The 24,615-nt window shown below is 68.5% G+C and carries 25 protein-coding genes and 1 pseudogene; 20 read left to right on the top strand and 6 right to left on the bottom strand.

Going from position 1 to position 24,615, the window contains the following annotated elements; translation table 11 throughout:
- Positions 1–255 precede the first annotated feature (255 nt).
- From AC07YH_RS18845 to AC07YH_RS18800, 10 genes and pseudogenes are all read left to right on the top strand, one after another.
- Complete coding sequence (locus AC07YH_RS18845; RefSeq protein ID WP_494748490.1) at positions 256–723, top strand: division/cell wall cluster transcriptional repressor MraZ; 468 nt, start codon at positions 256–258, stop codon at positions 721–723.
- The gene (gene rsmH / locus AC07YH_RS18840) at positions 720–1,655 is read left to right on the top strand and encodes a 16S rRNA (cytosine(1402)-N(4))-methyltransferase RsmH (protein WP_494748489.1); all 936 of its coding nucleotides are present in this window, start codon (positions 720–722) and stop codon (positions 1,653–1,655) included. Before AC07YH_RS18845 ends, rsmH begins: the two co-directional genes overlap by 4 nt.
- The gene (gene ftsL, locus AC07YH_RS18835) at positions 1,652–2,113 is read left to right on the top strand and encodes a cell division protein FtsL (RefSeq protein WP_494748488.1); all 462 of its coding nucleotides are present in this window, start codon (positions 1,652–1,654) and stop codon (positions 2,111–2,113) included. The genes rsmH and ftsL overlap by 4 nt, the downstream gene beginning before the upstream one ends.
- A complete protein-coding gene (locus tag AC07YH_RS18830; RefSeq protein WP_494748487.1) occupies positions 2,110–3,870 on the top strand; it encodes a peptidoglycan D,D-transpeptidase FtsI family protein in 1,761 nt (586 codons plus the stop codon). Before ftsL ends, AC07YH_RS18830 begins: the two co-directional genes overlap by 4 nt.
- The gene (locus AC07YH_RS18825; protein WP_494748486.1) at positions 3,867–5,327 is read left to right on the top strand and encodes a UDP-N-acetylmuramoyl-L-alanyl-D-glutamate--2,6-diaminopimelate ligase; all 1,461 of its coding nucleotides are present in this window, start codon (positions 3,867–3,869) and stop codon (positions 5,325–5,327) included. The genes AC07YH_RS18830 and AC07YH_RS18825 overlap by 4 nt, the downstream gene beginning before the upstream one ends.
- Entirely contained in the window at positions 5,320–6,705 is a 1,386-nt protein-coding gene (locus AC07YH_RS18820) for a UDP-N-acetylmuramoyl-tripeptide--D-alanyl-D-alanine ligase (protein WP_494748485.1), read from the top strand. The genes AC07YH_RS18825 and AC07YH_RS18820 overlap by 8 nt, the downstream gene beginning before the upstream one ends.
- A complete protein-coding gene (mraY, locus tag AC07YH_RS18815; RefSeq protein WP_494748484.1) occupies positions 6,705–7,817 on the top strand; it encodes a phospho-N-acetylmuramoyl-pentapeptide-transferase in 1,113 nt (370 codons plus the stop codon). Before AC07YH_RS18820 ends, mraY begins: the two co-directional genes overlap by 1 nt.
- Positions 7,818–7,830: 13 nt before the next feature.
- A complete protein-coding gene (gene murD / locus AC07YH_RS18810) occupies positions 7,831–9,246 on the top strand; it encodes a UDP-N-acetylmuramoyl-L-alanine--D-glutamate ligase (RefSeq protein ID WP_494748483.1) in 1,416 nt (471 codons plus the stop codon).
- 120 nt (positions 9,247–9,366) lie between these two features.
- A pseudogene (locus tag AC07YH_RS18805) lies at positions 9,367–10,869 on the top strand (ATPase domain-containing protein).
- Complete coding sequence (locus AC07YH_RS18800; protein WP_494748482.1) at positions 10,862–12,904, top strand: hybrid sensor histidine kinase/response regulator; 2,043 nt, start codon at positions 10,862–10,864, stop codon at positions 12,902–12,904. The pseudogene AC07YH_RS18805 and the gene AC07YH_RS18800 overlap by 8 nt, the downstream one beginning before the upstream one ends.
- Before the next feature lie 3 nt (positions 12,905–12,907).
- Here AC07YH_RS18800 and AC07YH_RS18795 read toward each other — a convergent pair whose 3' ends face one another.
- Entirely contained in the window at positions 12,908–13,924 is a 1,017-nt protein-coding gene (locus AC07YH_RS18795) for a sensor histidine kinase (protein ID WP_494748481.1), read from the bottom strand.
- 147 nt (positions 13,925–14,071) lie between these two features.
- On the opposite strand from AC07YH_RS18795, the gene AC07YH_RS18790 reads away from it, so the two are divergent.
- Positions 14,072–14,503 carry a thioredoxin domain-containing protein gene (locus AC07YH_RS18790; RefSeq protein WP_494748480.1) on the top strand — a complete coding sequence of 144 codons (432 nt, stop codon included), beginning with the start codon at positions 14,072–14,074 and terminating at the stop codon, positions 14,501–14,503.
- Here the strand turns inward: AC07YH_RS18790 and AC07YH_RS18785 are convergent.
- Both AC07YH_RS18785 and AC07YH_RS18780 read right to left on the bottom strand, forming a co-directional pair.
- Positions 14,500–14,856, bottom strand: coding sequence for a DUF6481 family protein (locus tag AC07YH_RS18785; RefSeq protein WP_494748479.1), 357 nt, complete (start codon positions 14,854–14,856; stop codon positions 14,500–14,502). The genes AC07YH_RS18790 and AC07YH_RS18785 overlap by 4 nt on opposite strands.
- A 63-nt stretch (positions 14,857–14,919) precedes the next feature.
- Positions 14,920–15,129, bottom strand: a complete 210-nt coding sequence (locus tag AC07YH_RS18780; RefSeq protein ID WP_494748478.1) for a cold-shock protein — start codon at positions 15,127–15,129, stop codon at positions 14,920–14,922.
- A 260-nt stretch (positions 15,130–15,389) separates the two neighbouring features.
- Between AC07YH_RS18780 and AC07YH_RS18775 the strand changes: the two genes are divergently transcribed.
- From AC07YH_RS18775 to murG, 3 genes are all read left to right on the top strand, one after another.
- On the top strand, positions 15,390–15,665 hold the full coding sequence (locus AC07YH_RS18775) for a hypothetical protein (protein WP_494748477.1): 276 nt from the start codon (positions 15,390–15,392) through the stop codon (positions 15,663–15,665).
- Between the two features lie 93 nt (positions 15,666–15,758).
- Positions 15,759–16,931, top strand: a complete 1,173-nt coding sequence (ftsW, locus tag AC07YH_RS18770) for a putative lipid II flippase FtsW (RefSeq protein ID WP_494748476.1) — start codon at positions 15,759–15,761, stop codon at positions 16,929–16,931.
- A gap of 1 nt (position 16,932) precedes the next feature.
- Positions 16,933–18,018, top strand: coding sequence for an undecaprenyldiphospho-muramoylpentapeptide beta-N-acetylglucosaminyltransferase (gene murG, locus AC07YH_RS18765; protein WP_494748475.1), 1,086 nt, complete (start codon positions 16,933–16,935; stop codon positions 18,016–18,018).
- 39 nt (positions 18,019–18,057) lie between these two features.
- Here murG and AC07YH_RS18760 read toward each other — a convergent pair whose 3' ends face one another.
- Positions 18,058–18,339 (bottom strand): hypothetical protein, encoded by a 282-nt coding sequence (locus AC07YH_RS18760; RefSeq protein WP_494748474.1) that lies wholly within the window; start codon positions 18,337–18,339, stop codon positions 18,058–18,060.
- A 239-nt stretch (positions 18,340–18,578) separates the two neighbouring features.
- Here AC07YH_RS18760 and AC07YH_RS18755 point away from each other — a divergent pair, with 239 nt between their 5' ends.
- Both AC07YH_RS18755 and AC07YH_RS18750 read left to right on the top strand, forming a co-directional pair.
- On the top strand, positions 18,579–18,860 hold the full coding sequence (locus AC07YH_RS18755) for a hypothetical protein (RefSeq protein WP_494748473.1): 282 nt from the start codon (positions 18,579–18,581) through the stop codon (positions 18,858–18,860).
- A gap of 105 nt (positions 18,861–18,965) precedes the next feature.
- Positions 18,966–19,643, top strand: coding sequence for a DOPA 4,5-dioxygenase family protein (locus tag AC07YH_RS18750; RefSeq protein ID WP_494748472.1), 678 nt, complete (start codon positions 18,966–18,968; stop codon positions 19,641–19,643).
- Here the strand turns inward: AC07YH_RS18750 and AC07YH_RS18745 are convergent.
- Both AC07YH_RS18745 and AC07YH_RS18740 read right to left on the bottom strand, forming a co-directional pair.
- Complete coding sequence (locus AC07YH_RS18745; protein ID WP_494748471.1) at positions 19,640–19,864, bottom strand: hypothetical protein; 225 nt, start codon at positions 19,862–19,864, stop codon at positions 19,640–19,642. The two genes, AC07YH_RS18750 and AC07YH_RS18745, sit on opposite strands and share 4 nt — an antisense overlap.
- On the bottom strand, positions 19,861–20,313 hold the full coding sequence (locus tag AC07YH_RS18740; protein ID WP_494748470.1) for a hypothetical protein: 453 nt from the start codon (positions 20,311–20,313) through the stop codon (positions 19,861–19,863). The genes AC07YH_RS18745 and AC07YH_RS18740 overlap by 4 nt, the downstream gene beginning before the upstream one ends.
- Positions 20,314–20,368: 55 nt before the next feature.
- Between AC07YH_RS18740 and murC the strand changes: the two genes are divergently transcribed.
- The 4 genes from murC (at position 20,369) to AC07YH_RS18720 (ending at position 24,514) form a co-directional block, all read left to right on the top strand.
- Entirely contained in the window at positions 20,369–21,787 is a 1,419-nt protein-coding gene (murC, locus tag AC07YH_RS18735) for a UDP-N-acetylmuramate--L-alanine ligase (RefSeq protein ID WP_494748469.1), read from the top strand.
- Positions 21,784–22,053 carry a hypothetical protein gene (locus tag AC07YH_RS18730; protein ID WP_494748468.1) on the top strand — a complete coding sequence of 90 codons (270 nt, stop codon included), beginning with the start codon at positions 21,784–21,786 and terminating at the stop codon, positions 22,051–22,053. Before murC ends, AC07YH_RS18730 begins: the two co-directional genes overlap by 4 nt.
- Before the next feature lie 9 nt (positions 22,054–22,062).
- The gene (gene murB, locus AC07YH_RS18725; RefSeq protein WP_494748467.1) at positions 22,063–22,968 is read left to right on the top strand and encodes a UDP-N-acetylmuramate dehydrogenase; all 906 of its coding nucleotides are present in this window, start codon (positions 22,063–22,065) and stop codon (positions 22,966–22,968) included.
- 88 nt (positions 22,969–23,056) lie between these two features.
- Positions 23,057–24,514, top strand: coding sequence for a M20/M25/M40 family metallo-hydrolase (locus tag AC07YH_RS18720; protein ID WP_494748466.1), 1,458 nt, complete (start codon positions 23,057–23,059; stop codon positions 24,512–24,514).
- Positions 24,515–24,615 lie beyond the last annotated feature (101 nt).

The raw sequence follows: 24,615 nt of genomic DNA, 5'->3' as shown, positions 1-24,615 counted from the left end.
GGCGAGCCAAACCCCTCCATCCACATCGAATGGGACGCAGTGACACCGTGCACGGCGTTCACTTAATGAGTTCTGTGTATGTTCTGTGGATTAACTGCCTCCCCCAGTGAAGAAGGGGTGCGACATCTTTGAAATCTCGATGAAACGGGGCTTGGTGTCATTGTCTCCCAATTCATCCCATGTTAACCCAATTTGCGTCGGGGCGAGTTGGTGGTGCTCGCCGACCGGCTTGGGTTTGGCGGGGTTTAAGCTTCAGTGTTTCTCTCGACGTTCGAGAAACAGCTCGACAGCAAGCGGCGCATCGTTGTGCCGCAGGAATTCCGCGCGGCCGTCTCCGGCATGTTCGACGGCATCTTCTGCTTCCCCTCGATCGAGGCCGATTGCCTGGAAGCTGGCGGAAAAGCCTTGTTCGACCGTTACTTGGGCGTGATCGAGGAGATGCCGTTCGGCGATCCGACGCGCTCGGCGCTGGAAACCAGCGTCCTGGGCGGCATGGCCAAGCTGTCGTTTGATACAGCTGGTCGCATTACGCTTCCCGACCACCTGTGCGAAATGTGCGGTCTCACGGATTGGGTAGCCGTCGTCGGTATGGGTGAGCGTTTTCAGATCTGGTCGCGTGAGGCCTTCCAGGCTCATCGCGCGACGCAACGCGATCTGGCTAGGGAAGGCCTCGCGGCCCTGCGCGCGCAGCAGCGTGTGGCCAAGTTCGGGGGCGCGTCGTGAGCGAAGCGCCGCACATCTCGGTCTTGTTGAATGAGATCGTCGAGGCCCTGGACGCCAAACCGGGCGAGACCATCATCGACGGGACCTTCGGGGCGGGCGGCTATACCCGCGCCATCCTGGCCACCGGCGCGACCGTCGTCGGCTTCGACCGCGACCCCACCGTCCTGAAGTTCACCGAAGGCCTGCCGGCCGACCGCTTCCGCCTGATCCAGGACCGCTTCTCGCAGATGGCCGAGCATTTCGCGCCGCGGTCGGTCGACGGCGTGGTTCTGGATATCGGCGTGTCGTCGATGCAGCTGGACGAGGCCGAGCGCGGCTTCTCGTTCATGCGCGATGGTCCGCTGGACATGCGGATGAGCGACACCGGCCCGACGGCCGCCGACCTCGTCAACGAGCTGGACCACACCGAGCTGGCCCGCATCCTCTACGTCTATGGCGAGGAGCACGCCTCGCGCCGGATCGCCAGCTTCCTGGTGCGCCGCCGCGAAGAGCGCAAGTTCGAGCGCACCCTGGACCTGGCCCACGTCATCGAGCGCGCGCTCGGGGGGCGCAAGGGCGCGAAGGTCCATCCGGCCACGCGCTCATTCCAGGGGCTGCGCATCGCGGTCAACGAGGAACTGGCCGAGCTGGAGGCGGGTCTCGCCGCCGCCGAGCGTATCCTTAAGCCGGGCGGTCGCCTGGCGGTGGTCACCTTCCACTCGCTGGAGGACCGCATCGTCAAGAATTACCTGGCCGAGCGGGCCGGGCGCACCGCCGGCGGTTCACGCCATGCGCCGCCCGTCGCCGCCGGCGCGCCGTCCAGCTTCCAGCTGATCGCCAACAAGGCCATCGCGCCGGGCGAGGCCGAGCTGGCCGTCAATCCGCGCGCGCGCTCGTCGAAGCTACGCGCCGCCGTCCGCACCGAGGCTCCCGTCTGGGAGGCCAGCGCATGACCAGCGTCGGCCTGTTCGATCGCCGCATCCGGGGCTTCCGCGTCGTCGAGGTCGCGGGCATGGGCGTGCTGCTGACCCTGGTGACCAGCGTCTACCTGGCCAAGACCTTCGCCGGTCGTGAACGCCAGGAGATCAGCCGCATCGAGCAGGAGATCGTCGACGAGGGCGTGCGCAAGCGCCTGCTCGAGGCCGAGGTCGCCCACCTGGAGCAGCCGCGCCGCATCGAGCAGTTGGCGCAGATGATGCAGCTGAAGCCGATCGCGCCGGACCACGAGATCACCGAGGACGCCTTGATCGACGTCGCGCGCCGCCGCGAACTGCCGCGCGCCCCGATCTCGGCCGCCCCGGTCGCGCCCGAGGCCCTGGCCGCCGACGCGCCGGAAGCCCTGCCGGACGACGCTTCGCTTCCGCCGCCACCGCCGCCGCCCAAGCCGCAAGCTCCGGAGGCGCCGCGATGAGCCTCTCGAACCTGGGTCCCGGCGGTTTCCAGCCCGCCATCTGGCGGTGGCTGATCGAGCGCGTCTGGCGCCTGGAGCACGCCTTCGAGCGCTCGCGCGCCCAGGCCCGGCCTGAAGACGACACCCGCATCCGCATCTTCCTGGTCATGGGCTTCTTCAGCCTGTGCTTCGTCGGCGTGGCCTTGGGCGCAGGCTGGGCGGCGCTGTTCTCGAACGCCGGCAAGGGCAATGGCTACGCCCAAGGCGCGGAAGGCGCGCGCGGCGACGTGGTCGATCGCAACGGCAAGCTGCTGGCCGTCGACCTGGCCCACTACGCGCTCTATGTCGATCCGCGCGAGGTCTGGGACGCCAAGGAAGTGCGCCGGGCGCTGGGCAAGGCCCTGCCGCAAGTGCCGGCCAAGCGCCTGGACAAGGCCGTGTTCGGCGATCACCGCGCCTTCGTCCTGGGCGGCCTGACGCCCGACGAGAAGGACGCCATCTTCAATCTGGGCCTGCCCGGCATCTCGTTCGAGGAGCAGGAGCGGCGGATGTACCCGCTGGGGCCGACTGCCGCGCACCTGATCGGCTTCGTCGACAGCGGCGGCAAGGGCCTGGCCGGCGCCGAGCGCGCCCTGGACGATCCGATCCGCAAGGCGGCGGGCGGCGAAGGCGGCCCGACCCAATTGTCGATCGACGTGCGCGTGCAGGCGGCCCTGGAGGACGAACTGCGCAAGGGCGCCGCCGAGTTCACCCCGAAGGGCGCCGTGGGCGTGGTCACCAATGTCCACACGGGCGAAATCCTGGGCCTGGCCAGCTATCCCGACTACGACGCCAACAAGGCCGGCGAGGCCACCGACGAGCAGCGCCTGAACCGCGCCGCCGCCTCGGTCTATGAGATGGGCTCGACCTTCAAGGCGTTCACCGTCGCGATCGGCCTGGACACCGGCGTGGCCACGCCGTCCTCGACCTTCGATGCGCGCGAGCCGTTCAAGCTGGGCTACCGCACGATCCACGACTACCACGCCGCCAAGGCCATCCTGACCCTGGTCGAGGTGTTCAAGCACTCGTCGAACATCGGCACGGCCATGCTGGCCGAGCGGATCGGCGGCGAGCGGCTGTCCAAGTACTTCACGGCCCTGGGGCTGACCAAGCCGGCCAAGGTCGAGCTGATGGAGTCGGCGCGTCCGCTGACCCCGCGCAAGTGGGACATGGACGCTGTGGCCTCCACCTCGTTCGGCCACGGCATGAACGTCAGCCCGCTGGCTTTGGCCCAGGCGATGAACGCCCTGCTGAACGGCGGCCAGATGCGGCCGCTGACCATCCGCAAGCTGCCGGCGGGCGTGCGCCCCGAGGGCGTGCAGGTGATCAAGGAAAGCACCTCGGCCGAGATGCTGAAGATCATGCGCGCCAACGTCCTGCCGGGCGGCAGCGGCGGCAAGGCCGACGTGCCCGGCCTGTCGGTGGGCGGCAAGACCGGCACCGGCGAGAAGTACGACCCGTCGATCCGCGGCTACAACCACCAGCGCCAGGTCTCGTCGTTCGCGGCGGTGTTCCCGACCGACGGCCCGGTGGAGGCCGACCGCTACTTCGTGCTGATCCTGATGGACGAGCCGCACGGCACGGCCAAGTCGTTCGGCTTCTCGACGGGCGGCTGGGTCGGCGCGCCGCCGGCCGGCAAGGTCATCGAACGCATCGCGCCGTTCCTGGGCGTGCAACGCAAGACCGAGCTGGTGACCATCGCCGGCCCCAAGAACGCCACACCGGACGCAGGGCTATGACCAGACACCTGTCGCAACTGTTCAATCGTCCCTTCGAGACCGATCCGGTGATCGCCGGCGTCACCGCCGACAGCCGCAAGGTCACGGCCGGCTGGCTGTTCGCCGCCCTGCCGGGCACCAAGGTCGACGGCCGCGACTTCGCGCCGGGCGCGGTCTCCAAGGGCGCCGCCGCCATCCTGGCGCCCGAAGGCGGCCTGGAAGGCCTGGGCGTTCCGGTGGTCCGCTCGGAAGACGCCCGCCGGGCCTACGCCCTGGCCTCGGCCGCCTTCTGGGGCAAGCAGCCGGCCATGTGCGTGGCCGTCACCGGCACCAACGGCAAGACCTCGGTCGCCGGCTTCGCTCGCCAGATCTTCGCCGCGCTGGGCCACAAGGCCGCCAGCATGGGCACCCTGGGCGTCGTCGTCTCGGAAGCCGGCAAGCCCGATCAGCAGCTGACCCCGCCGGGCCTGACCACGCCCGACGCCGGCGACGTCGCCGAGATGGTCGCCCGCCTGGCCGAGATGGGGGTGACCCACTTGGCGCTGGAAGCGTCTTCGCATGGCGTCGACCAGCGCCGCGTCGATGGCGTCAAGCTGAAGGCCGCCGGCTTCACCAACTTCACCCAGGATCACCTCGACTATCACGGCTCGATGGAAGAGTACCGGGCCGCCAAGCTGCGCCTGTTCGACACCCTGACGCCGGGCGGCGCGACGGCGGTGCTGAACGCCGACAGCGACGCCTTCCCCAACTTCGCCGCCGCCGCCGTGACCTCGGGCCAGAGCGTCTATTCGGTGGGCGAGGACGGCCAGGGCCTGCGCCTGATCTCGCGCACCCCGACACCGGCCGGCCAGGATCTGGTCATCGAGGCCGACGACGTCGTCCATCACATCAAGCTGCCGCTGGCCGGCGCCTTCCAGGCTTCGAACGTGCTGGTCGCCGCCGGCCTGTGCGTCGCCGCCGGCGAGGACATCGGCAAGGTGCTGAAGGCTCTCGAGACCCTCGACGGCGCGGCCGGTCGTCTCCAGCGTGTCGGTCGCGGCCTGAAGGGCGGCGAGGCCTATGTCGACTACGCCCACACGCCGGACGGCCTGCAGACGGTGCTGGAAGCCTTGCGTCCGCACACGCGCGGCAAGCTGATCGCCGTGTTCGGGGCTGGCGGCGATCGCGATCGCGGCAAGCGCCCGCTGATGGGCGCGATCGGCGCCAAGCTGGCCGACATCGCCATCGTCACCGACGACAATCCGCGCTCGGAAGACCCCGCCTCGATCCGCGCCGCCATCCTGGAAGCCGCGCCGGGCGCCCGCGAGATCGGCGATCGCCGAGCCGCGATCCGCGCGGCCGTGGCGCTGATGGGCGAGGGCGACGTGCTGGTCATCGCAGGCAAGGGCCACGAGCAGGGCCAGATCGTCGCTGGCGTCGTCCACCCGTTCGACGACGTGGCTGAAACGCTCGAAGCCCTGGAGGGCGTCGATGCCTGAAGCCCTCTGGACGGCTGACGAGATCGCCAAGGCGGTCGGCGGCAAGGTCGCCGGCGACTTCGCTGTGACCGGGATCTCGATCGACACCCGAACCGTCGAGACGGGCGACCTGTTCGTGCCGCTGGTCGGCGTGCGCGACGGTCACGATTTCGTCCCGCAGGCCGTGGCCGCCGGCGCGACCGGCGTCCTGGCCGCCAAGGCGGTCGACGCCCCGGCCGTGATGGTCGAGGACACCTTCAAGGCCCTGGAACTGCTGGGCGTCGCCGCCCGCGAACGCGCGCCGCAATGCAAGCGCGGCGCGGTGACCGGCTCGGTCGGCAAGACCAGCGTCACCCGCGCCGTCGAGGCGGGCCTGCGCCTGGCGGGCAAGGCCCACGCCTCGGTGAAGAGCTACAACAACCACATCGGCGTGCCGCTGACCCTGGCCCGGATGCCGCGCGACACCGAGCGCGCCGTGTTCGAGATCGGCATGAACCACGCGGACGAGATCGTCCCGCTGTCGGGCTTCGTCCAGCCGCACGCGGTGGCGATCACCACGGTGGGCCCCGTCCACCTGGAGAACTTCGAGAACGAAGAGGGCGTGGCGCGCGCCAAGGCCGAGATCTTCGCCGGTCTGCAACCCGGCGGGATCGCCGTGCTCAACGCCGACAACCAGTGGTTCGACCTGCTGAAGGCCGAGGCCGAGAAGGCCGGCGCGACCGTCTGGAGCTTCGGCGAAGTCGAAGGCGCGACCGCGCGCCTGACCGGCTTCGCGGTCGATGGCGAGGGCGCGGTCGTCTCGCTCAACCTGCGCGGCGAACCCCTGAGCTTCCCGATCCGCCAGACCGGCGTCCACTGGGGCCCCAACAGCCTGTGCGTCCTGCTGATGCTGGAAGCCCTGGACGTCTCCCGCGAGACGGCCCTGGCGGCCCTGGCCGCCTTCGCCCCGATCGAGGGCCGCGGGGCCGAGAAGACGGTCCGTATCGACGGCGGGTCCTTCACCCTGGTCGACGAGAGCTACAACGCCAATCCGGTCTCGATGCAGGCCGCTCTGAAGACCCTGGGCGCGCGCAAGGTCGCCGGCCGCCGGGTCGTGGCGCTGACCGACATGCTCGAACTGGGCGAGGGCAGCGAGCGGTTTCACGCCGAGCTTGCAGGTCCGATCGACCATGCAAACGTTGACGTCGTTTTTGTCGCAGGCGTCCACATGAAATCGCTGTGGGAGGCGCTTCCGCCGACTCGGCGGGGCGGCTACGCGGAAGTTACTGAAAAGTTAACGGCGCAGCTGGCGGGGGCGATCCGTCCGGGTGACGTGGTGATGGTGAAGGGGTCGAACGGCTCCAAGGCAGGGGTTCTCGCCCGGGCCCTGGCGGCGCTCGACCTTGGAGAACGGGGCTGATGCTGTACTTCCTGTATGAATGGCTGGCGCGCTCGCAAGAGCATGTGCCGATGCTGAATCTGCTGAAGTACCTGACCTTCCGGTCGGGCATGGCGATGCTGACCGCCTATATCGTCGCCGTGGCCATGGGCTCGCGCTTCATCCGCTGGATGAAGGCCAAGCAGGGCAAGGGCCAGCCGATCCGCACCGACGGCATCGCCCGTCACGTCACCGAGAAGGCCGGCACGCCCACCATGGGCGGCTTCATGATCCTGGCCGGCCTGTTCGTCGGCGCCCTGCTGTGGTCGGACCTGCGCAACATCCACGTCTGGGTCGTGCTGCTGGTCACCGGCAGCTATGGCGTCCTGGGCTTCATGGACGACTACGCCAAGGTCACCAAGCAGACCACGGCGGGCCTCTCCAGCGGTCAGAAGCTGGTGGCGCAGTTCATCGTCGCCATCGCCGCCACCGTGATCCTGATCCTGTTCGCGCCCAAGTCGCCGATGACGCCTGGGATGGAGACCAGCGTGGTCTTCCCGATCTTCAAGGCGCTGGTGATCAATCTGGGCTGGTTCTACGTGGCCTTCGCGGCCGTGACGATCGCCGGCTTCTCGAACGCCGTGAACCTGACCGACGGCCTGGACGGCCTGGCCATCGTGCCGGTGATGTTCGCCGCCTCGACCTTCGGCCTGATCGCCTACCTCGTCGGCAACTACAAGTTCGCGGACTATCTGAACCTGCACTTCGCGCCGGGTGTCGGCGAGCTGGCGGTGCTGTGCGGCGCCATCATCGGCGGGGGCATGGGTTTCCTCTGGTATAACGCGCCCCCCGCCAAGATCTTCATGGGCGACACCGGCTCGCTGGCCCTGGGCGGCGCGCTGGGCGCGATCGCCGTCTGCGCCAAGCATGAGCTGGTCCTGGGCATCGTCGGCGGCCTGTTCGTCGCCGAGGCGCTCAGCGTCATGATCCAGGTCGCCTACTTCAAGAAGACCGGCAAGCGCGTCTTCCTGATGGCCCCGATCCACCACCATTTCGAGAAGCTGGGCTGGGCCGAGTCCACCGTCGTGGTCCGCTTCTGGATCGTGTCGATGATCCTGGCCTTCGTCGGCCTCGCCACCCTCAAGCTGCGCTAGGAGCCCTGAGAACATGATCCCCGTCCGCGGATTCGAGGACAAGACCGTCGCGGTGTTCGGCCTGGGCCGGACCGGACTGACGGCCGCGCGCGCCTTGATCGCGGGTGGGGCGAAGGTCGCCCTGTGGGACGAGAAACCGGAGAGCCGCGAAGCCGCGGCCGCCGAGGGTTTCCCCGTCGTCGACCTGCAAGCCGCCGACTGGAGCCAGTTCGCCGCCCTGATGCTGTCGCCGGGCGTGCCGCTGACCCATCCCAAGCCCCACTGGACCGTCGAGAAGGCCAAGGCCGCCGGCGTAGAGGTGCTGGGCGACGTCGAGCTCTTCGCCCGCACGGTCAACGCCGCTCCCGCGCACAAGCGCCCGAAGATCATCGCCATCACCGGCACCAACGGCAAGTCGACCACGACCGCCCTGGTCGGCCACCTCTGCGCCTCGGCCGGCCGCGACACCCGCGTCGGCGGCAATATCGGCCTGGGCGTCCTGGGCCTGGAAGACATGCACGGCGGCGCGGTCTACGTGCTGGAGCTGTCGTCCTACCAGCTGGACCTGACGTCCAGCCTGAAGCCTGACGCGGTCGTGCTGCTGAACATCTCGCCCGACCACCTGGACCGTCACGGCGGCATGGACGGCTACATCGCCGCCAAGCGTCGGATCTTCCTGAACCAGGGCAAGGGCGACACCGCCATCATCGGCGTCGACGATCCGTGGTGCCAGCAGATCTGCACCGAGATCACCGCCGCCAACCGCCGCACCATCTGGCCGATCAGCTCGGGCAAGGCCATGGGCCGGGGCGTCTACGCCCTGCAAGGCGTGCTCTACGACGCCACCGGTGAACGCGTGGTCGAGATGGCCGACCTGCTGCGCGCCCGCAGCCTGCCGGGCCGCCACAACTGGCAGAACGCCGCGGCCGCCTATGCCGCCGCCCGCGCCATCGGCATCTCCACCCACGACGCGGTCGAAGGCTTGATGACCTTCCCGGGCCTGGCGCACCGGATGGAGACGGTCGGCAAGATCGGAAAGGTCCGCTTCGTCAATGACAGCAAGGCCACCAACGCCGACGCCGCCCGCCAGGCGATGTCCAGCTATCCGAAGTTCTACTGGATCGCCGGCGGCGTGGCCAAGGCCGGCGGCATCGACGACCTGAAGGACCTCTTTCCGCGCATCGCCACCGCCTACCTGATCGGCGAGGCGGCCAAGCCCTTCGCCACGACCCTGGCCGGCAAGGCCGAGGTCAAGATGAGCGGCACTCTGGAGAAGGCCGTGAGTCAAGCCTATGCCGACGCGGCCGCCAGCGGCGAGGACGCCGTGGTGCTGCTGTCGCCGGCGTGCGCGTCGTTCGATCAGTTCTCGGATTTCGAGGCGCGGGGCGAAGCGTTCCGCGCCGCCGTCAACGGGCTGACGGCCAGTGGAAGCAAGTCGGCCGTCGCCTAGGGGCCGGCTAGCTTCACCGTATCCACATATCGGGCACGCCCGCACTGAACTTAGCCTTTGTTTCGGCGTTGAACCGCTGTGCGCCGCCTAGGGGGCCGGCGCGTCGTTTGCGGAGCGAGCATGTCTGAGGTCAAGGTCGAGAGCCGTGTCAGCACCGGAGTGCCCGGACTCGACGACATCCTGGGCGGCGGTCTGACGCGTGATCGCATCTATCTGGTCGAGGGCACGCCCGGCTCGGGCAAGACCACCCTGGCGCTGCAATTCCTGCTCAAGGGGCGGGAACTGGGCGAGAGCGGGCTCTACATCACCTTGTCGGAGACCGAACCCGAGCTGAAGGCCGCGGCCGCCAGCCACGGCTGGTCGCTGGACGGCATCGACCTGTTCGAACTGGTCAGCGAAGAGGGCCTGGACCCCGACAGCGAGCAGTCGGTGTTGCACCCGTCCGACGTCGAACTGGGCGAAACCACGCGCGGGGTGATGAAGCAGGTCGAGGAGACCAAGCCGCTCCGCGTGGTGTTCGACAGCTTGTCGGAGATGCGGCTGCTGGCCCAGAACCCGCTGCGCCACCGTCGCCAGATCCTGGCGCTGAAGCACTTCTTCGCCACGCGCCGGTGCACGGTGCTGCTGCTCGACGACCAGACCGCCGAGGACGGCGACCTGCAACTGCACAGCATCGCCCACGGGGTGATCAGCCTGCGCCGCATGACCCAGGAGTATGGCGCCCAGCGGCGCCAGCTGGAGGTCGTGAAGATGCGGGGCATCAAGTTCCGCGGCGGCTTCCACGACTTCTCGCTCGACACCGGCGGTATCCGGGTCTTCGAGCGCCTGGTGGCGGCCCATCACCCGGCGACCTTCGCCCAGGAGATGGTGTCCACGGGTTCGCCGGGCATCGACGCGCTGATGGGCGGCGGGCTGACGCGCGGCACCAACACCCTGATCAGCGGCCCCTCGGGCGTGGGCAAGACCACCACCTCGGTGCGCTGCGCCCTGACCGCGCTCGAGCGCGGCGAGACGGTCGCCTACTATCTGTTCGACTAAGGCCTGACGACCTTGCTGACGCGCTCGAAGGCGCTGGGCATGGACCTGCAGCCTCACATCGACAGCGGCCGACTGTTCGTGCGCGCTATCGACCCGGCCGAACTGTCGCCTGGCGAGTTCGCCTTCCACGTCCGCGACGCGGTGGAGCGCCTGGGCGCACGGACCATCGTCATCGACAGCCTCAACGCCTACCTGCAGGCCATGCCGGGACAGAAGTTCCTGCTGCTGCAGATGCACGAGCTGCTGACCTATCTCAACCAGCAGGGCGTCGTGACCTTGCTGATCCTGGGCCAGCACGGCTTCATCGGCGAGGTCCGCAGCGACATCGACCTCAGCTATCTCAGCGACGGCATCCTGCTGTTCCGCTTCTTCGAGGCCGCCGGTTCGGTGCTGACGGCGATCTCGGCGGTCAAGAGCCGCACGGCCGCGCACGAGAAGACCATCCGCGAAATCCGTCTGACCGACCGAGGCATCGAGGTCGGCCAGGCGCTGACCGACTTCCAGGGCGTGATGTCCGGCTTGCCGTCCTACCAGGGCAAGATCGACATGCTGGGCGAGGAGAACAATCGGCCGACGGATGCCTAAGCCGATCCTCATCCTGGCGCCGCGAGGGCGCGACGCGGCGGTCATCGCCGAAACCCTGGGCCATGTCGGCCACGCCTCGCAGATCTGCGGCGACCTCGGCGCTCTGACCCAGGCGCTGGGCGACGAGGCCGGCGCGGCGGTCCTGACGGAAGAGGCGCTGGCTCAAGGCGCCACCGACGCCCTGACCGACTGGCTGGCCCATCAGCCGACCTGGTCGGACTTCCCGTTCATCGTGCTGGTCACCAAGCAGCCCGGCAAGCGGGCCCAGGCCGACGCCGAACGCCTGCGGGCGATCGGCAACATCGTGCTGCTGGAGCGGCCGATCAACGCCGAGACGCTGGTCAGCGCGGCGCACTCGGCGATCCGCGCCCGTCATCGCCAGTACGTCGCCCGCGATCACCTGCTGGCCCAGACCAAGGCCGAGGAGCAGCTACGCTTCGCCCTGGAGGCCGGCAAGCTGGGCGCCTGGGACCTGGACCTCGACAGCGGAGCCCTGACCACCTCGACGGCGACCCGCGCCCATTTCGGCCACGCGCCCGACCAGCCCATGACGCTGGCCAGCATCGAGGCGGCGGTCCATCCCGAGGACGTGGCCCTGCGCGCCGGCGCGCTGGAGGCCTCGGTCGCTCGCGCCGAGGACTATGACGTCGAGTACCGGATCTTCTGGCCGGACGGCTCGCTGCACTGGGTGCAGGTGCGGGGACGGCTCAACCGGATCCAACCCGGCGAGCCGCGACGGATGTCGGGGATCAGCCTCGACATCACCGCCCGCAAGACCGCTGAGTCCGAGCTGCGGCTGCTCAACGAGACGCTGGAGCAGCGCATCGCCGACAGCGTCCGCGAGCTGCAGCGCGCCAACGAGCGTCTGCTGGCCGAGATCAGCGAGCGCGAGCAGGCCCAGGCCGCCCTGGTCCAGGCCCAGAAGATGGACGCGATCGGCCAGCTGACCGGCGGCATCGCCCACGACTTCAACAACCTGCTGACCGCCATCGTCGGCAATATCGACATGATCGAGCGGCGCAGCGACGACGAGCGGGTCAAGCGCATGGCCGCCAACGCCCGCGAAGGCGTCGAACGCGCCACCAAGTTGACCGCGCAACTCCTGGCCTTCTCGCGCAGCCAGCAGCTGGACCTGCAACCGGTCGAGGTCGACGTGCTGATCGCTGGCATGGACGATCTGCTGACTCGCACTCTGGGCCACACCGTCGAGGTCCGCACGGCGCTGGCCGCCGGCGCGGCGCGGGCCAAGGCCGACGCCAACCAGCTGGAGCTGGCGGTGCTGAACCTGGCCATCAACGCCCGCGACGCCATGGGCGACGGCGGCACGGTGACCATCTCCAGCCGGATCTCCGACGAGTGGCACGAGGGTCTGCAGCCCGGCGACCACGTCGTCATCGCCGTCAGCGACACCGGTCATGGCATTCCCAAGGAGCTGCTGCAGAAGGTGTTCGATCCCTTCTTCACGACCAAGAGCGTGGGCAAGGGGACGGGGCTGGGCCTCAGCCAGGTCTATGGCATCGCCACCCAGTCGGGCGGCACGGTGCGGATCGACAGCACGGTCGGCGTCGGCACGACGATCGAGATCTGGCTGCCGATCACCGAGGCCGGCGATCGCATCCGGCCCAGCGACATCCCGCCGAACGAAACGCCGCTCAGTGAGGGCGAGCGTGTCCTGGTGATCGACGACGATCCCAGTGTCCGCCGGTTCCTGGTCCAGTGTTTGCGCTCGCTGGGCTACCGCGTCACCGAGGCGTCGGGCGGGCAGGAAGGGCTGGCGCGTCTGGTCGAGGATCGGCCCGACCTGATGGTCGTCGACTTCGCCATGCCGGGCATGGACGGCGCCCAGGTCGCCAAGCGGGCGCGGCAGGTCATTCCCGACCTCGGCATGCTGCTGATCACCGGCTATGCCGACGCGGGCGCCATCCGCGAGCTGGTCAATTCCGAGGCCGTGCTCCGCAAGCCCTTCAAGGTCAGCGATCTGGCCGTGGCCGTCCGCAAGGCGCTGGGCGAGCGCGCCGCCGTCGTCGTCGGGTAGGGCTCAGCCCAGCGGCATGAACGCGTCGACCTTGTCCAGCGCGGTCAGCGGCGAGCGGATCGAGCACCTCAGGCCGTCCGCGCGGTAGTCCACCGCGACCTTGCCGCCGAGCTCGTTCGGCAGCGCCGTCTCGACGATCCGCGACCCGAACCCCCGCCGCTCCGGCGGACGCACCGTCGGCCCGCCGCGCTCCGCCCATTCGATGAGCAGTTGGTCGTCCGGGTCGATCGACCAGCGGATGTCGACATGGCCGTCGGGGGCGGAGAGGGCGCCGTGCTTCAGGGCGTTGATGGCCAGTTCGTGGAAGGCCAGCGCCATGACCACGGCGGGCTTGGGCGAGACCTGGAGGTCCTGGCCGGTGATGGTCAGCTGGCTGGGGCTGGCGCTGTAGGGCGCCACCGAGCCGTCGACGATCTGGCGAAGGCTGGCGGCGGACCAGTTCTGGTCGGTCAGCACGTTGTGGGTGGCGGCGATGGCCATCAGCCGGCCTTCCAGGGCGTCGCGGACGTCGGGGCCGACGCCGGCGTTGCGCAGCGACTGGTTGGCGATCGACTGGATGGTGGCCAGGGTGTTCTTCACCCGGTGGTTCAGCTCGTTGACCAGCAGCTGGCGGTGGGTTTCGGCCGTGCGCTCGCCGGTCACGTCGCGCGAGGTGGCCAGGACCCGGATCACCCGGTCGCCTTCCAGGATCGGCGAGACGGTGGTGTCCCACCAGCGCGGCGCGCCCAGGGCCGTCGGGCAGAAGGCGCGGAAGGCCACGGCATTGCCTTCGAGCGCGGCGCGCAGGGCCTGTTCGACCGTGTCGCGGCTCTCGGACGGCCACATGTCGGGCCAGTAGCGCTGGCGGTTGCGGCCGTCGAAGTCGACGATTTCGAACAGCGCCTGGCCCTGGGCGTTCATGTACTCGACATGGCCGTCGGCGCTGATCACGCGGATACAGTCCTGGCTGGCCTCGACCACGCTGAGGAAATAGGCGCCAACCCCTTCCAGAACAGCCTTGTCGGATCCTTCGTCAGCCACTCTGCGCCCCTGTTGTCGACCCCCATGATCACTGGCTGGCGGCCGAATTCAAGCGAAGCCTGCACGACAATGGGAAACCGAGGCCGCCTTGCGTTCGTTGGCGCATCCGACCATCTGATCGCGGTCGTTGAAGTTTCAGGAGCAGCGATGTCCCAGGTTGTCTGCGTCGCCTGCGGGGCCGGCAATCGCCTGCCGCAGGAGCGCGATCCGCTGTCGGCCAAGTGCGGCCAGTGCAAGTCGCCGCTGTTCACCGGCGGGCCGACAGCCGTGACCGGCGCCGCGCTGGATCGCCATCGCCGGATGACCAAGGGCGTGGCGCTGCTGCTGGACGTCTGGGCGCCATGGTGCGGACCTTGCCGGAGCATGGCCCCCGCCTTCGAGGCCGCCGCGCGCCAGCTGGAGCCGGCGGTGCGTCTGCTGAAGCTTGATTCCGACGCCGAGCCGGCCGCGGCCGGGGCGCTGAATGTCAGCAGCATCCCGACGCTGGTGCTCTATCGCGACGGTCAGGTGATCGCGCGGCAGGCCGGGGCCATGACCGCGCCGCAGATCATCGACTGGACGCGGCGGGCGCTGGCCTAGTTCCGGGCCTTGCGGGCGGCGTAGCGCGCGTCGCGCTTTTCCTTGGCGTCGGCGGCCGACAGCGCCTTGCGTTCCTTGCGCTCGCCGCGCTTGGCGGTGAGGGCTTCGGCTTTGAGCGCGGCCTGCGCCTCGACCCGAGCGGCTTCGGCGTCGGCGGCGGCTTGCTTGACAGCGGTCTTGGCGTCGGCGCGGGCCTTGCGGACCTGGGCCAGCTCCTCGGCGCGCAGCGTCGCGCGCTCGGCGAACAGCGGGTCGGTGCTGGCGGCGCGGGGCTTGAACTTGGCCAGCAGGGCGGCCTTGGCGTCAGCGGCCGTCTTCAGGCGGTCCGAATGGCGGATGTCTAATGGGTTCATGGTCGCTTTCGCAGGAGGAGCGGGGGCCCAGTCCGGATGATCCATCCAGGCTGGGCTCAGGCCTTAGGCGGCTTGCAGCTGGCCGGCGGACATCTTGCCGCTCTTCTGGTCGCGTTCGAGTTCGAACGACACCTTCTGGCCTTCGTCGAGCGAGCCCAGGCCCGAGCGTTCGACGGCCGTGATGTGCACGAACACGTCGGCGCCGCCGTCGTTGGGTTGGATGAAGCCAAAGCCCTTGGTGGAGTTGAACCACTTCACGGTGCCGGTAGCCATGGATGTATTCCTTGCATGTCAGGGGGCGCGCGACCCGAGACGAGCCACGTGATCAAATTTTCGGAGAGGATTTGGAGGGGCTCGGGAGCTCGATCCTAAGAGAAAGCGTGGAGAGCGGCCGAACCGGTTCAATATTCGATAAAATATACCCTGCGCTTCGGGTTGGAAATGCGCAAGCAATTTCTGAATATTATTATACGCACGACAGATTTCGTTCTGTAATAACGAAGCGTGATTTTCAACTTCATGCGTTGTGTTCGATGCCTGTAGCCAAGCTTCAGAAGCTCCCCCGCACCGGTGACGGCGCGTTGACCGTCGCCCGCCAGGACAGCGCCGTGGCCTTCTCCCTGCTGCTCGTCAGCGGTCCGGCCGGGCGCAAGACCGGCAAGGGCAGCGTCACGGGTGATCCGGACGTTCTTCGGCAGGCGTTCCGGGCCGGCGAGTGCCGCCTGACGCTGGATGACGGCGAGGTTCTGAACATCGCGGTGGTCGCCCATACCGAGGGCGGCGAGACGGCCTATTTCGAACTGCGCTGATCGAGCGCGCTTGCGCGCGCTTTTCGACGCATGTCCACCGGCGTAGAACGGCGCAGCAAGATTTGATTAACCCTGCGGTCCGACTCTCCGGCCATGGCCTCCAACGCGACACACGCTTTCGCCCGCACCGACCGCACAGCGCTCGGCATCTGGTGGTGGACCACCGACCGCTGGCTGCTGGGCGCGACGGCCCTGCTGGCCACGCTGGGCATGCTGCTGTCGTTCGCCTCGAGCCCGGCCGCGGCCCAGCGGATCGGCATCGACGACCAGTTCCACTTCGCGATCCGCATGTGCTTCTTCGCCACCGCCTCGTCGGTGGTGATGCTGACGGTGTCGATGCTGTCGCCCAAGGGCATCCGGCGCACCGCCTTCTTCATCTACATCGTGGCGATCGCGATCATGATCGCCCTGCCGTTCATCGGCCACAACGCCAAGGGCGCCACGCGCTGGCTGCAGTTCGGCGGCTTCACCCTGCAGCCGTCCGAGTTCATGAAGCCGGCCCTGATCGTGCTGGTCTCGTGGATGTTCGCCGAGGGCCAGAAGGGCGAGGGCGTGCCGGGCGTGTCGATCGCCTTCCTGCTCTATTTCATCGCCGTGGGCCTGCTTTTGGTGCAGCCCGACGTCGGCCAGACGGTGCTGATCACCATCGCTTTCGGGGCGGCGTTCTGGATGGCCGGGGTGCCGATCTCGTGGATCATGGGTCTGGGCGCGGTGGCGCTGGCGGGCCTGGGCTCGACCTATTTCCTGTTCGACCACGTGCACGCCCGCGTGCAGAAGTTCCTCAGCCCCGACCAGGCCGACACCCACCAGATCACCCGCGCCGCCGAGGCCATCCGCGCCGGCGGCTTCTTCGGACGCGGCCCGGGCGAGGGCGTCATGAAGCGCCACGTGCCCGACCTGCACACCGACTTCATCTATTCGGTGGCGGCCGAGGAATACGGCCTGATCTTCTCGTGGGCCCTGATCGCCATCTTCGCCTTCCTGGTGGTGCGCGGACTGTACAAGGCCATGAAGCTGAACGACCCGTTCGAGCAGGTCGCGGCCGCCGGATTGTTCGTGCTGGTGGGGCAACAGGCCATCATCAATATCGCCGTGAACTTGAACATGATCCCGACCAAGGGCATGACGCTTCCGTTCATCAGTTACGGGGGCTCTTCCATGCTCGCGATGGGTTTGACGCTGGGCATGGCCCTGGCATTGGTTCGCAAGCGCCCCGGCGCCTATGGGGCGAGCGGCGAGTTCAGCCTCGGCGGCGCTTTCGCCTGAGATGAGCAAGCTGGCTGTCGTCGCCGCCGGGGGAACCGGCGGCCATATGTTCCCCGCCCAGGCGCTGGCTGAGGCCCTGTCCGCGCGCGGCTGGCGCGTCGTGCTGGCCACGGACGATCGCGGCGCGATGTACGCCGACAAGTTCCCGGCCGAGGAGCGTCTCGCCCTTTCCGCCGCCACGGCCAAGTCCAACGACCCGCTGGGCATGATCAAGGCCGGCTTCACGGTCATGCAGGGCGTGATGGAGGCCCGTACGGCCTTCAAGCGCCTGGACCCGGCCGTCGTCGTCGGCTTCGGCGGCTATCCCGCCTTACCGGCCTTGCTGGGCGCGCTGAGCCAGAAGCGCCCGACGGTGATCCACGAGCAGAACGCGGTCCTGGGCCGCGTGAACCGCTTCCTGGCCCCGCGCGTCAACGAGGTGGCCTGCGCCTTCCCGACGCTGCAGATGGCCACGCCGGCCGTGAAGGCCCGCGCCCACGTGGTCGGCAATCCCGTGCGTCCGCCGGTGCGCGAGCTCTACGACGTGCCGTACATCGCGCCGGAAGTGCAGCTGCGCATTCTCGTCACCGGCGGCAGCCAGGGCGCGCGCTTGCTGTCGGAGCTGATCCCCGAGGCCGTCGCCAAGCTGCCCGAGGACGTCCGCGGCCGTCTGAAGGTCTTCCAGCAGGCCCGCGCCGAGAGCATGGAAGGCGCCCGCAAGATCTATCGCAACGCCATGGTCGACTGCGAGGTCGCGCCGTTCTTCCGCGACATGGCCGGCTATCTGCGTCAGGCTCACTTGGTCGTCGGCCGTTCGGGCGCCTCGACCTGCACCGAGCTGGCCGTCGCCGGCCGGCCCTCGATCCTGGTGCCGCTCAAGATCGCCGCCGACGACCACCAGCGCTTCAACGCCAAGCTCCTGGAAGAGGCGGGCGGCGCGGCCGTGTGCCTGGAAGACGAGCTGACGGTGGACGCCATGGCCGGCGCTCTGAACGCCCTGCTCAAGAACCCCGAACGCCTGGCCAAGATGGCGGCCGGCGCACGGTCGGTGGCCAAGCCGAACGCGGCCGAGGAACTGGCGGATCTGGTGGAGCGCACGGCGCGCTAAGCGCGGGCGCTGCAAGGACGCCCGCGCCGCGCTGGAGCGCTACTGGCGCGAGAAGGCCAGCATGTCTTCCGGCTTGACGGCCGTGGGGGCCTTCTTGCCGCTCAGGCCTTCCCACCAGGGGCAGCCGAGAGTCGAGTAGTAGTCGAAGCACTCGCCCCATTCGGGCGTGTTGCGCGGGAAGTCCGGGTCGCAGTTGTGCCAGGCCCATTCCACGCAGATCGGCGGACGGGCGGCGGCCGGCGTGACCAGGACCACGCCATTGGCCAGGGCGGCCGAGGCGATGGCGGCGCAGATCGATTTCCAACGAAGGCTAGACTTCATCTGATGTCCTCCCTCCTCACCATGAGGATGGCCGGAGCATCCGCCCGCGACGCGCGGCGAGTCAATCTTAAGATGTGAAATGGACATTTCTATCCAAGGTTAAGCTTAGCGCGAGGTTGCGCATCGTGTTTAATCCTAAAATTGCAATTTCTATAATGCAGGCAAAGATTGATTGTCGCCACGATCTGATGAACCGTCTGGCCGCGCGTCCGTCGCGCATTCCAGATGGGAGAGTTCCGATGACCATCCGCATGAAAGCCTTCCTGGTCGGCGCCGTGGCCGCCTTCGCCGCCCTGGGCGCGCCGGCCGCCATGGCCGAGGACCCGCTGACCGCCTACACCTATTTCTACTATGCCGACGCGGCGAAGACGCAGTTCCTGGGCACGGTCTCCGACCAGGGTTGCAGCCAGTCGGGCGACGTCGTCACCGTCAATCGCGTCCAGGTCCCGACGCCGTATTACGACCTCCAGCCGATGTACATCTGCACGGCCGGCGGGCCGTACATGCCGCCGGAGTGGTGAGGGCGATAGCTTCACTGAATTCCCATCAAACTAATCTAGTTTGATGCGGCGCCCTGGGGCGGCGGATGAATGGTTCGACCTTTCCACCGCCTCAGGGGGCTTTCCATGCGCAAATCCACGAAGGCGATCGCCGCCGAGCAGCCGGGTGTCGAGCGGCGCGGCCTGCTGCTGGCGAGCGGCCTGGCCGCCGCGGCGGGACTGGCGTCCAAGCCGGCCAGCGCCGCCGAGACCGAGTCTAGGATACCGCCGCCGGCCAAGCAGCCGCGCGCGCCGGTCGGCGGCAAGAGTCCCTGGGGATACGAGACCTCCAGCCAGCCCACGCCGCATCCGGTGTCGGTGCGCCCCGGCGAGACGCCGACGCCGCTGAAGCCTCGGGCCTATACGGATATCCGCAGCTATCACGCCCACATCTATTTCGACGAGGACACCTCGGAGAAGGCGGCGCTGCTGCGCCGCTGGGTGGCCGAACGGTTCGAGGTCGAGCTGGGCGACTGGAACCTGACGCCGCGCGGCCCGCACGTGACGCCGTCGTTCTATTTCGGCTTCACCAACGACCTGCTGCACGTGATCCTGCCGTGGCTGCAGCTGAACAGCCTGGGCCTGACGATCCTGCTGCACCCGAACACCGACGATCCGCGCGCCGACCACCTGTACTACACGGCCTGGATCAACCGCTCGCAGCCGGTCAACGCCTACGGCATGAAGAAGCCCGCCGCCGACGAGCCGCCGGTCGAGCTGATCTATCCGAACACCAAGCCGCACATCCCGATCGAGACGGCCTAGGGCTTGGGCGGGACCTTCTTCGACTTGTCCAGCCACCAGCGGCCCAGTTGCCAGTGCAGCAGATTGCCGAGCGTGAACCACAGCACGAAGAAGACGACGACCGAGGTCCACACCGCCCATTCCGGCGGGCCCTTCGGATACAGCGCGTCGAGGACGGCGTAGCGGCCGATCTGGAGGGCAAGGCCGAACGCCAGCACGATCACGGTCCGCAGCGCCCTCATGGCTCCGCACCCGTCTCGATCAGCGGGCGGGCGAGCTTCACCGCCTGTTCGACGCTGGTCGCGACGGGGATCGGCTTGAACGGTTTCCAGCCATCGCAGACGACCTTGAGCACCGCCTCGTCCGTCCCGCCGGGGGCGGGGCCCACGGCAGGGCGAAGGTCGCCCATGACTGGGCCTTCGCGGCCGGTGGCGCGCAGGCTGGAGAAGCCGGCGTGGGCTAGGGTGCGGGCCGGGCAGTCGATCACCTCATGCCGCCAGCCGCCCCAATAGGCTTCGCCGGCCACTTCGAAGTCGGCCTCGGCCACCTGCAGGACGCGGACCTGCACCGTGGAGCCCTCGGCCTGGCGGCTGGTCATGTCCACGAAGCTGGCGAACCGGCCGACATCGGCCAGGCGCAGTTCAAGCGGGGCAGGCGAGGGCGCCTGGGCGTGAGCGGAGGCTGTCCACACACAGAGGATCAGGAGGGCGTTTCGCGGCGCGCGGAATTGGTCTAATCGGCTTTTCATGATCCAGCGTCGACGCCCCGTCCCCTTCGAACTCGGCCCCGTGCACTTCATCGGCATCGGCGGCATTGGCATGTCCGGCATCGCCGAGATCATGCTGCGTATCGGCTACACCGTCCAAGGCAGCGACGCCAAGGCCAGCGCCAACACCGAGCGCCTGGAGAAGCTGGGCGCGCGCATCTTCATCGGCCATGACGCCGGCCACGTCGAGGGCGCGTCGGCCATCGTCTATTCCACGGCCGTGAAGGCCGATAACCCGGAAATGGTCGCCGGCCGCGACAAGCGCCTGCCGCTGGTGCGCCGCGCCGAGATGCTGGCCGAACTGATGCGCCTGCAGTTCTCGATCGCCGTCGGCGGCACCCACGGCAAGACCACCACGACCTCGATGGTCGCGGCCCTGCTGGACGCCGGCGACCTGGACCCGACCGTGGTCAACGGCGGCATCATCAACGCCTACGGCACCAACGCCAAGGTCGGCGAGGGCGACTGGATCGTCGTCGAGGCCGACGAAAGCGACGGCTCGTTCCTGAAGCTGAAGTCCACGGTGGCCATCGTCACCAATATCGACGCCGAGCACCTGGACCACTGGGGCGACTTCGACGCGGTGAAGAAGGGCTTCCAGGACTTCATCGAGAACATCCCGTTCTACGGCTTCGCGGCGGTCTGCACCGACCACCCGGAAGTCCAGGCCCTGACCTCGCGCATCGAGAACCGCCGCCTGGTCACCTATGGCACCAACCCGCAGGCCGAGGTCCGGGTCTCCAACATCGAGATGGGCCCGGAAGGCGCGACCTTCGACATCATCGTCTCGCCGCTGAACGGCGAGGTCGTGCGCTATGACGACCTGAAGATGCCGATGGCCGGCCACCACAACGTGCTGAACGCCACCGCCGCCGTGGCCGTGGCCCGCGAGCTCAGCGTCGATGCCGAGTCCATCCGCAAGGGCCTGGCCAGCTTCGGCGGGGTCAAGCGCCGCTTCACCACCACCGGCGTGGCCAACGGCATCCGCGTGGTCGACGACTACGGCCACCACCCGGTCGAGATCGCCGCCGTGCTAAAGGCCGCCCGCGCGGTCTCGACGGGCAAGGTGATCGCCGTGGTCCAGCCGCACCGCTACACGCGCCTGCGCGACCTGATGACCGAGTTCAGCAGCTGCTTCAACGACGCCGACACCGTGATCGTCGCCGACGTCTACACGGCCGGCGAGCAGCCGATCGAGGGCGTCGATCGCGACCACCTGGTCGAGGGCCTCAAGAAGTTCGGCCACCGCCGCGCCCTGCCGCTGGAGAGCCCCGCGGCCCTGCCGGCCCTGATCGCGGCCGAGGCGACCAGCGGCGACCTCGTCGTGCTGCTGGGCGCGGGCGACATCACCAGCTGGTCCTACGCTCTGCCGGGGCAGCTTGAAGCGCTAAGCAAGTGAACCGCTGGCTCGCGACCAAGGCCGCGATCGTCGTGGCGGTGATCGCGTACCTGTTCGGCAGCTGGTGGTTCACCAAGCTCCTGACCACCCAGCGGCCCAAGGCGCCCGAGGGCGCCTTCGTCGTGGCGCTGAAGCAGCCCGGCGGCGTCACCTATGTCACGCCCGCCGAGCACTGGGCGCATATCGCCTTGATCGTCGCCGGCATCCTGCTTGTGCTGTCCTGGTGGGCGGTCGAGCACTTTGAGAAACGGTACAGGACGCGCTAGAGCCCCCGTATGAGCTGGAAAACCAATCTCCCGACCGTTCGTGGCAAGCTGCTGATCGACGAGGCCCTGGCGCCGTTCACCTGGTTCCGGGTCGGCGGTCCGGCCGACGTGGTGTTCCTGCCGGCCGACGAGCAGGACCTGTCGGACTTCCTGAAGGCCCTGGACCCGGCGGTTCCGGTGCTGGCCATCGGCGTGGGCTCCAACCTGTTGGTCCGCGACGGCGGCGTCGAGGGCGTGATCATCCGGCTGGGCAAGGGCTTCAACGGCGTCGAGCCGCTGGGCGACAATCGCATCAAGTCCGGCTCGGCCGTGCCCGACGCCATCCTGGCCCGCAAGGCGGCTGAGGCTGGGATCGCCGGGCTGGAGTTTTATGCCGGCATCCCCGGCACGATCGGCGGCGCGGTGATCATGAACGCCGGCTGCTACGGCTCCGAAACCGTCAATGTCGTGAAGTCCGTCCGGGTGATGGACCGCGCCGGCCAGGTGCGCGAGCTGTCCGTCGAGGACCTGCACTACACCTATCGCCACAGCGCCCTGCAGGACGGCGACACCGTGTTCGTGCTCGACGCCGTGTTCGAAGGGACCGCCGACGAACCCGAGGCGATCAAGGCCCGCATGGCCGAGATCACCAGCCGTCGCGAAACCACCCAGCCGATCCGCGAGAAGACCGGCGGCTCGACCTTCAAGAACCCGCCGGGCCACTCGTCGTGGAAGCTGGTCGATGAGGCCGGCTGGCGCGGCAAGCCGTATGGCGGCGCGATGTTCAGCCCGCTGCACAGCAACTTCCTGATCAACACGGGCGAGGCGACCGCCGCCGACCTGGAAGGCCTGGGCGAAGCCGTCCGCGCTGATGTGAAGGAAAAGACCGGCGTGCAGCTGGACTGGGAGATCAAGCGGATCGGGCGCCCGGCCTGAGGGCACTGTGACAGTTCAGCGTTATGCTGACTCCCCCTGACGTGGAGCGGTGCTATGACTCCCGCGCCATTGGGGAGAATCCTTGCTCATGTATCGTCGCTTACTGGCCGCCACCGCCACGCTCGCCCTGCTTTCGGGCGCCGCCCATGCCGAGACCAAGCCCGCGAAGGGCGTCAAGGCCGCTGCGCCGGCCGCCGCGCCCACGCTGTCGCCCGTCGCCACGGCCGAGGCCCTGCGCGACAAGGCCCTGCTGGACCGCACCGCCTGGGACATCACCGAGGACCTGACCACCAGCATCGGCCCGCGCCTCGTCGGTTCGCCGGCCATGGAGCGCGCCAAGGACTGGGGCGTGGCCAAGTTCAAGGCTCTTGGCTTCACCGACGTGAAGGTCGAGCAGTTCGCCAAGCCGTCGTGGACGCGCGGTGAAGAGAGCGCCGAGCTGGTCGGTCCCTATCCGATGAAGCTGGGCATCGTGGGCCTGGGCCGCACCGTCCCGACCCCGGCCGAAGGCATCGAGGCCGACGTCGCCCTGTTCCGCACCTATGCCGAGATGATGGCCGCCCCCGAGGGCGCGCTGAAGGGCAAGATCGCCGTCATCACCCAGCCGATGGTCAAGGCCCAGGACGGCTCGGGCTACGGCGTGGCCGGCATTTCGCGCCGTTCGGGCCCGACCGAAGCCGCCAAGCGCGGTGCGGTGGCCCTGCTGATCCGCTCGGTCTCGACCTCGGACTCGACCGTGCCGCACACCGGCGTCACCGCGTTCGGCGACGGCGTCGCCTCGATCCCGTCCGCCGCCATGGGCGTGCCGGAAGCCGAGCAGCTGGAGCGCCTGGCCAAATCGGGCAAGACCCTGCGCATCAAGCTGAAGCTGGCCTCGACCACCGACGCCAACGACGTCGCCTGGAACATCTCGGGCGAGATCAAGGGCTCGGAGAAGCCGGACGAAGTCATCGTCATCGGCGGCCACCTGGACAGCTGGGATGTCGGCACCGGCGCCCTGGACGACGCCACCGGCGTGGCCATCACCACGGCCGCGGCCAAGCTGATCGGCGACCTGCCCAAGCATCCCAAGCGCACCATCCGCGTGGTGATGTTCGGCTCGGAAGAGAGCGGCGGCTCGTCGGAAGCCTATATCGCCGCCCACAAGGACGAGGTCCCCAAGATCGTCCTGGCCGGTGAGAGCGACACCGGCGCCGACCGCGTCTATGCGCTGAAGCTGCCGACCGGCGCCCAGACCCATCCGTTCGCCACCACGGCCGCCAATGTCCTGGCCCCGCTGAAGATCTATGTCAGCCGCACCCCCGCCACCCACGGCGGCGCCGACATCGAGGGCCTGGAGGAAGCCGGCGTGCCGTCGGTCGAGCTGGAGCAGGACGCCACCCGCTACTTCGACTACCACCACACCGCCGACGACACCCTGAACAAGGTGCGTCCGGACGAGCTGGCGCAGAACGTCGCCGCCTGGGCCAGCCTGATCTACCTGGTGGCCGAGACGGGCATCGACTTCCGCGCGATCAAGGCGGCGGGCGGGCCGGCCTCGCACTAAAACTCACAACTTCCGCTCTCCCTTCCCCCTTGATGGGGGAAGGGTAGGGATGGGGGTGTTGGCACGGCCTTTCCGCCTCTCTAGGAAGGGTTCGAGGCGTT

The sequence above is a fragment of the Caulobacter sp. GW456-12-1-14-TSB4 genome (assembly GCF_059424195.1).
Note: the sequence above shows the minus strand (reverse complement) of the source record. Positions and strands in the feature narration are given on the sequence as shown.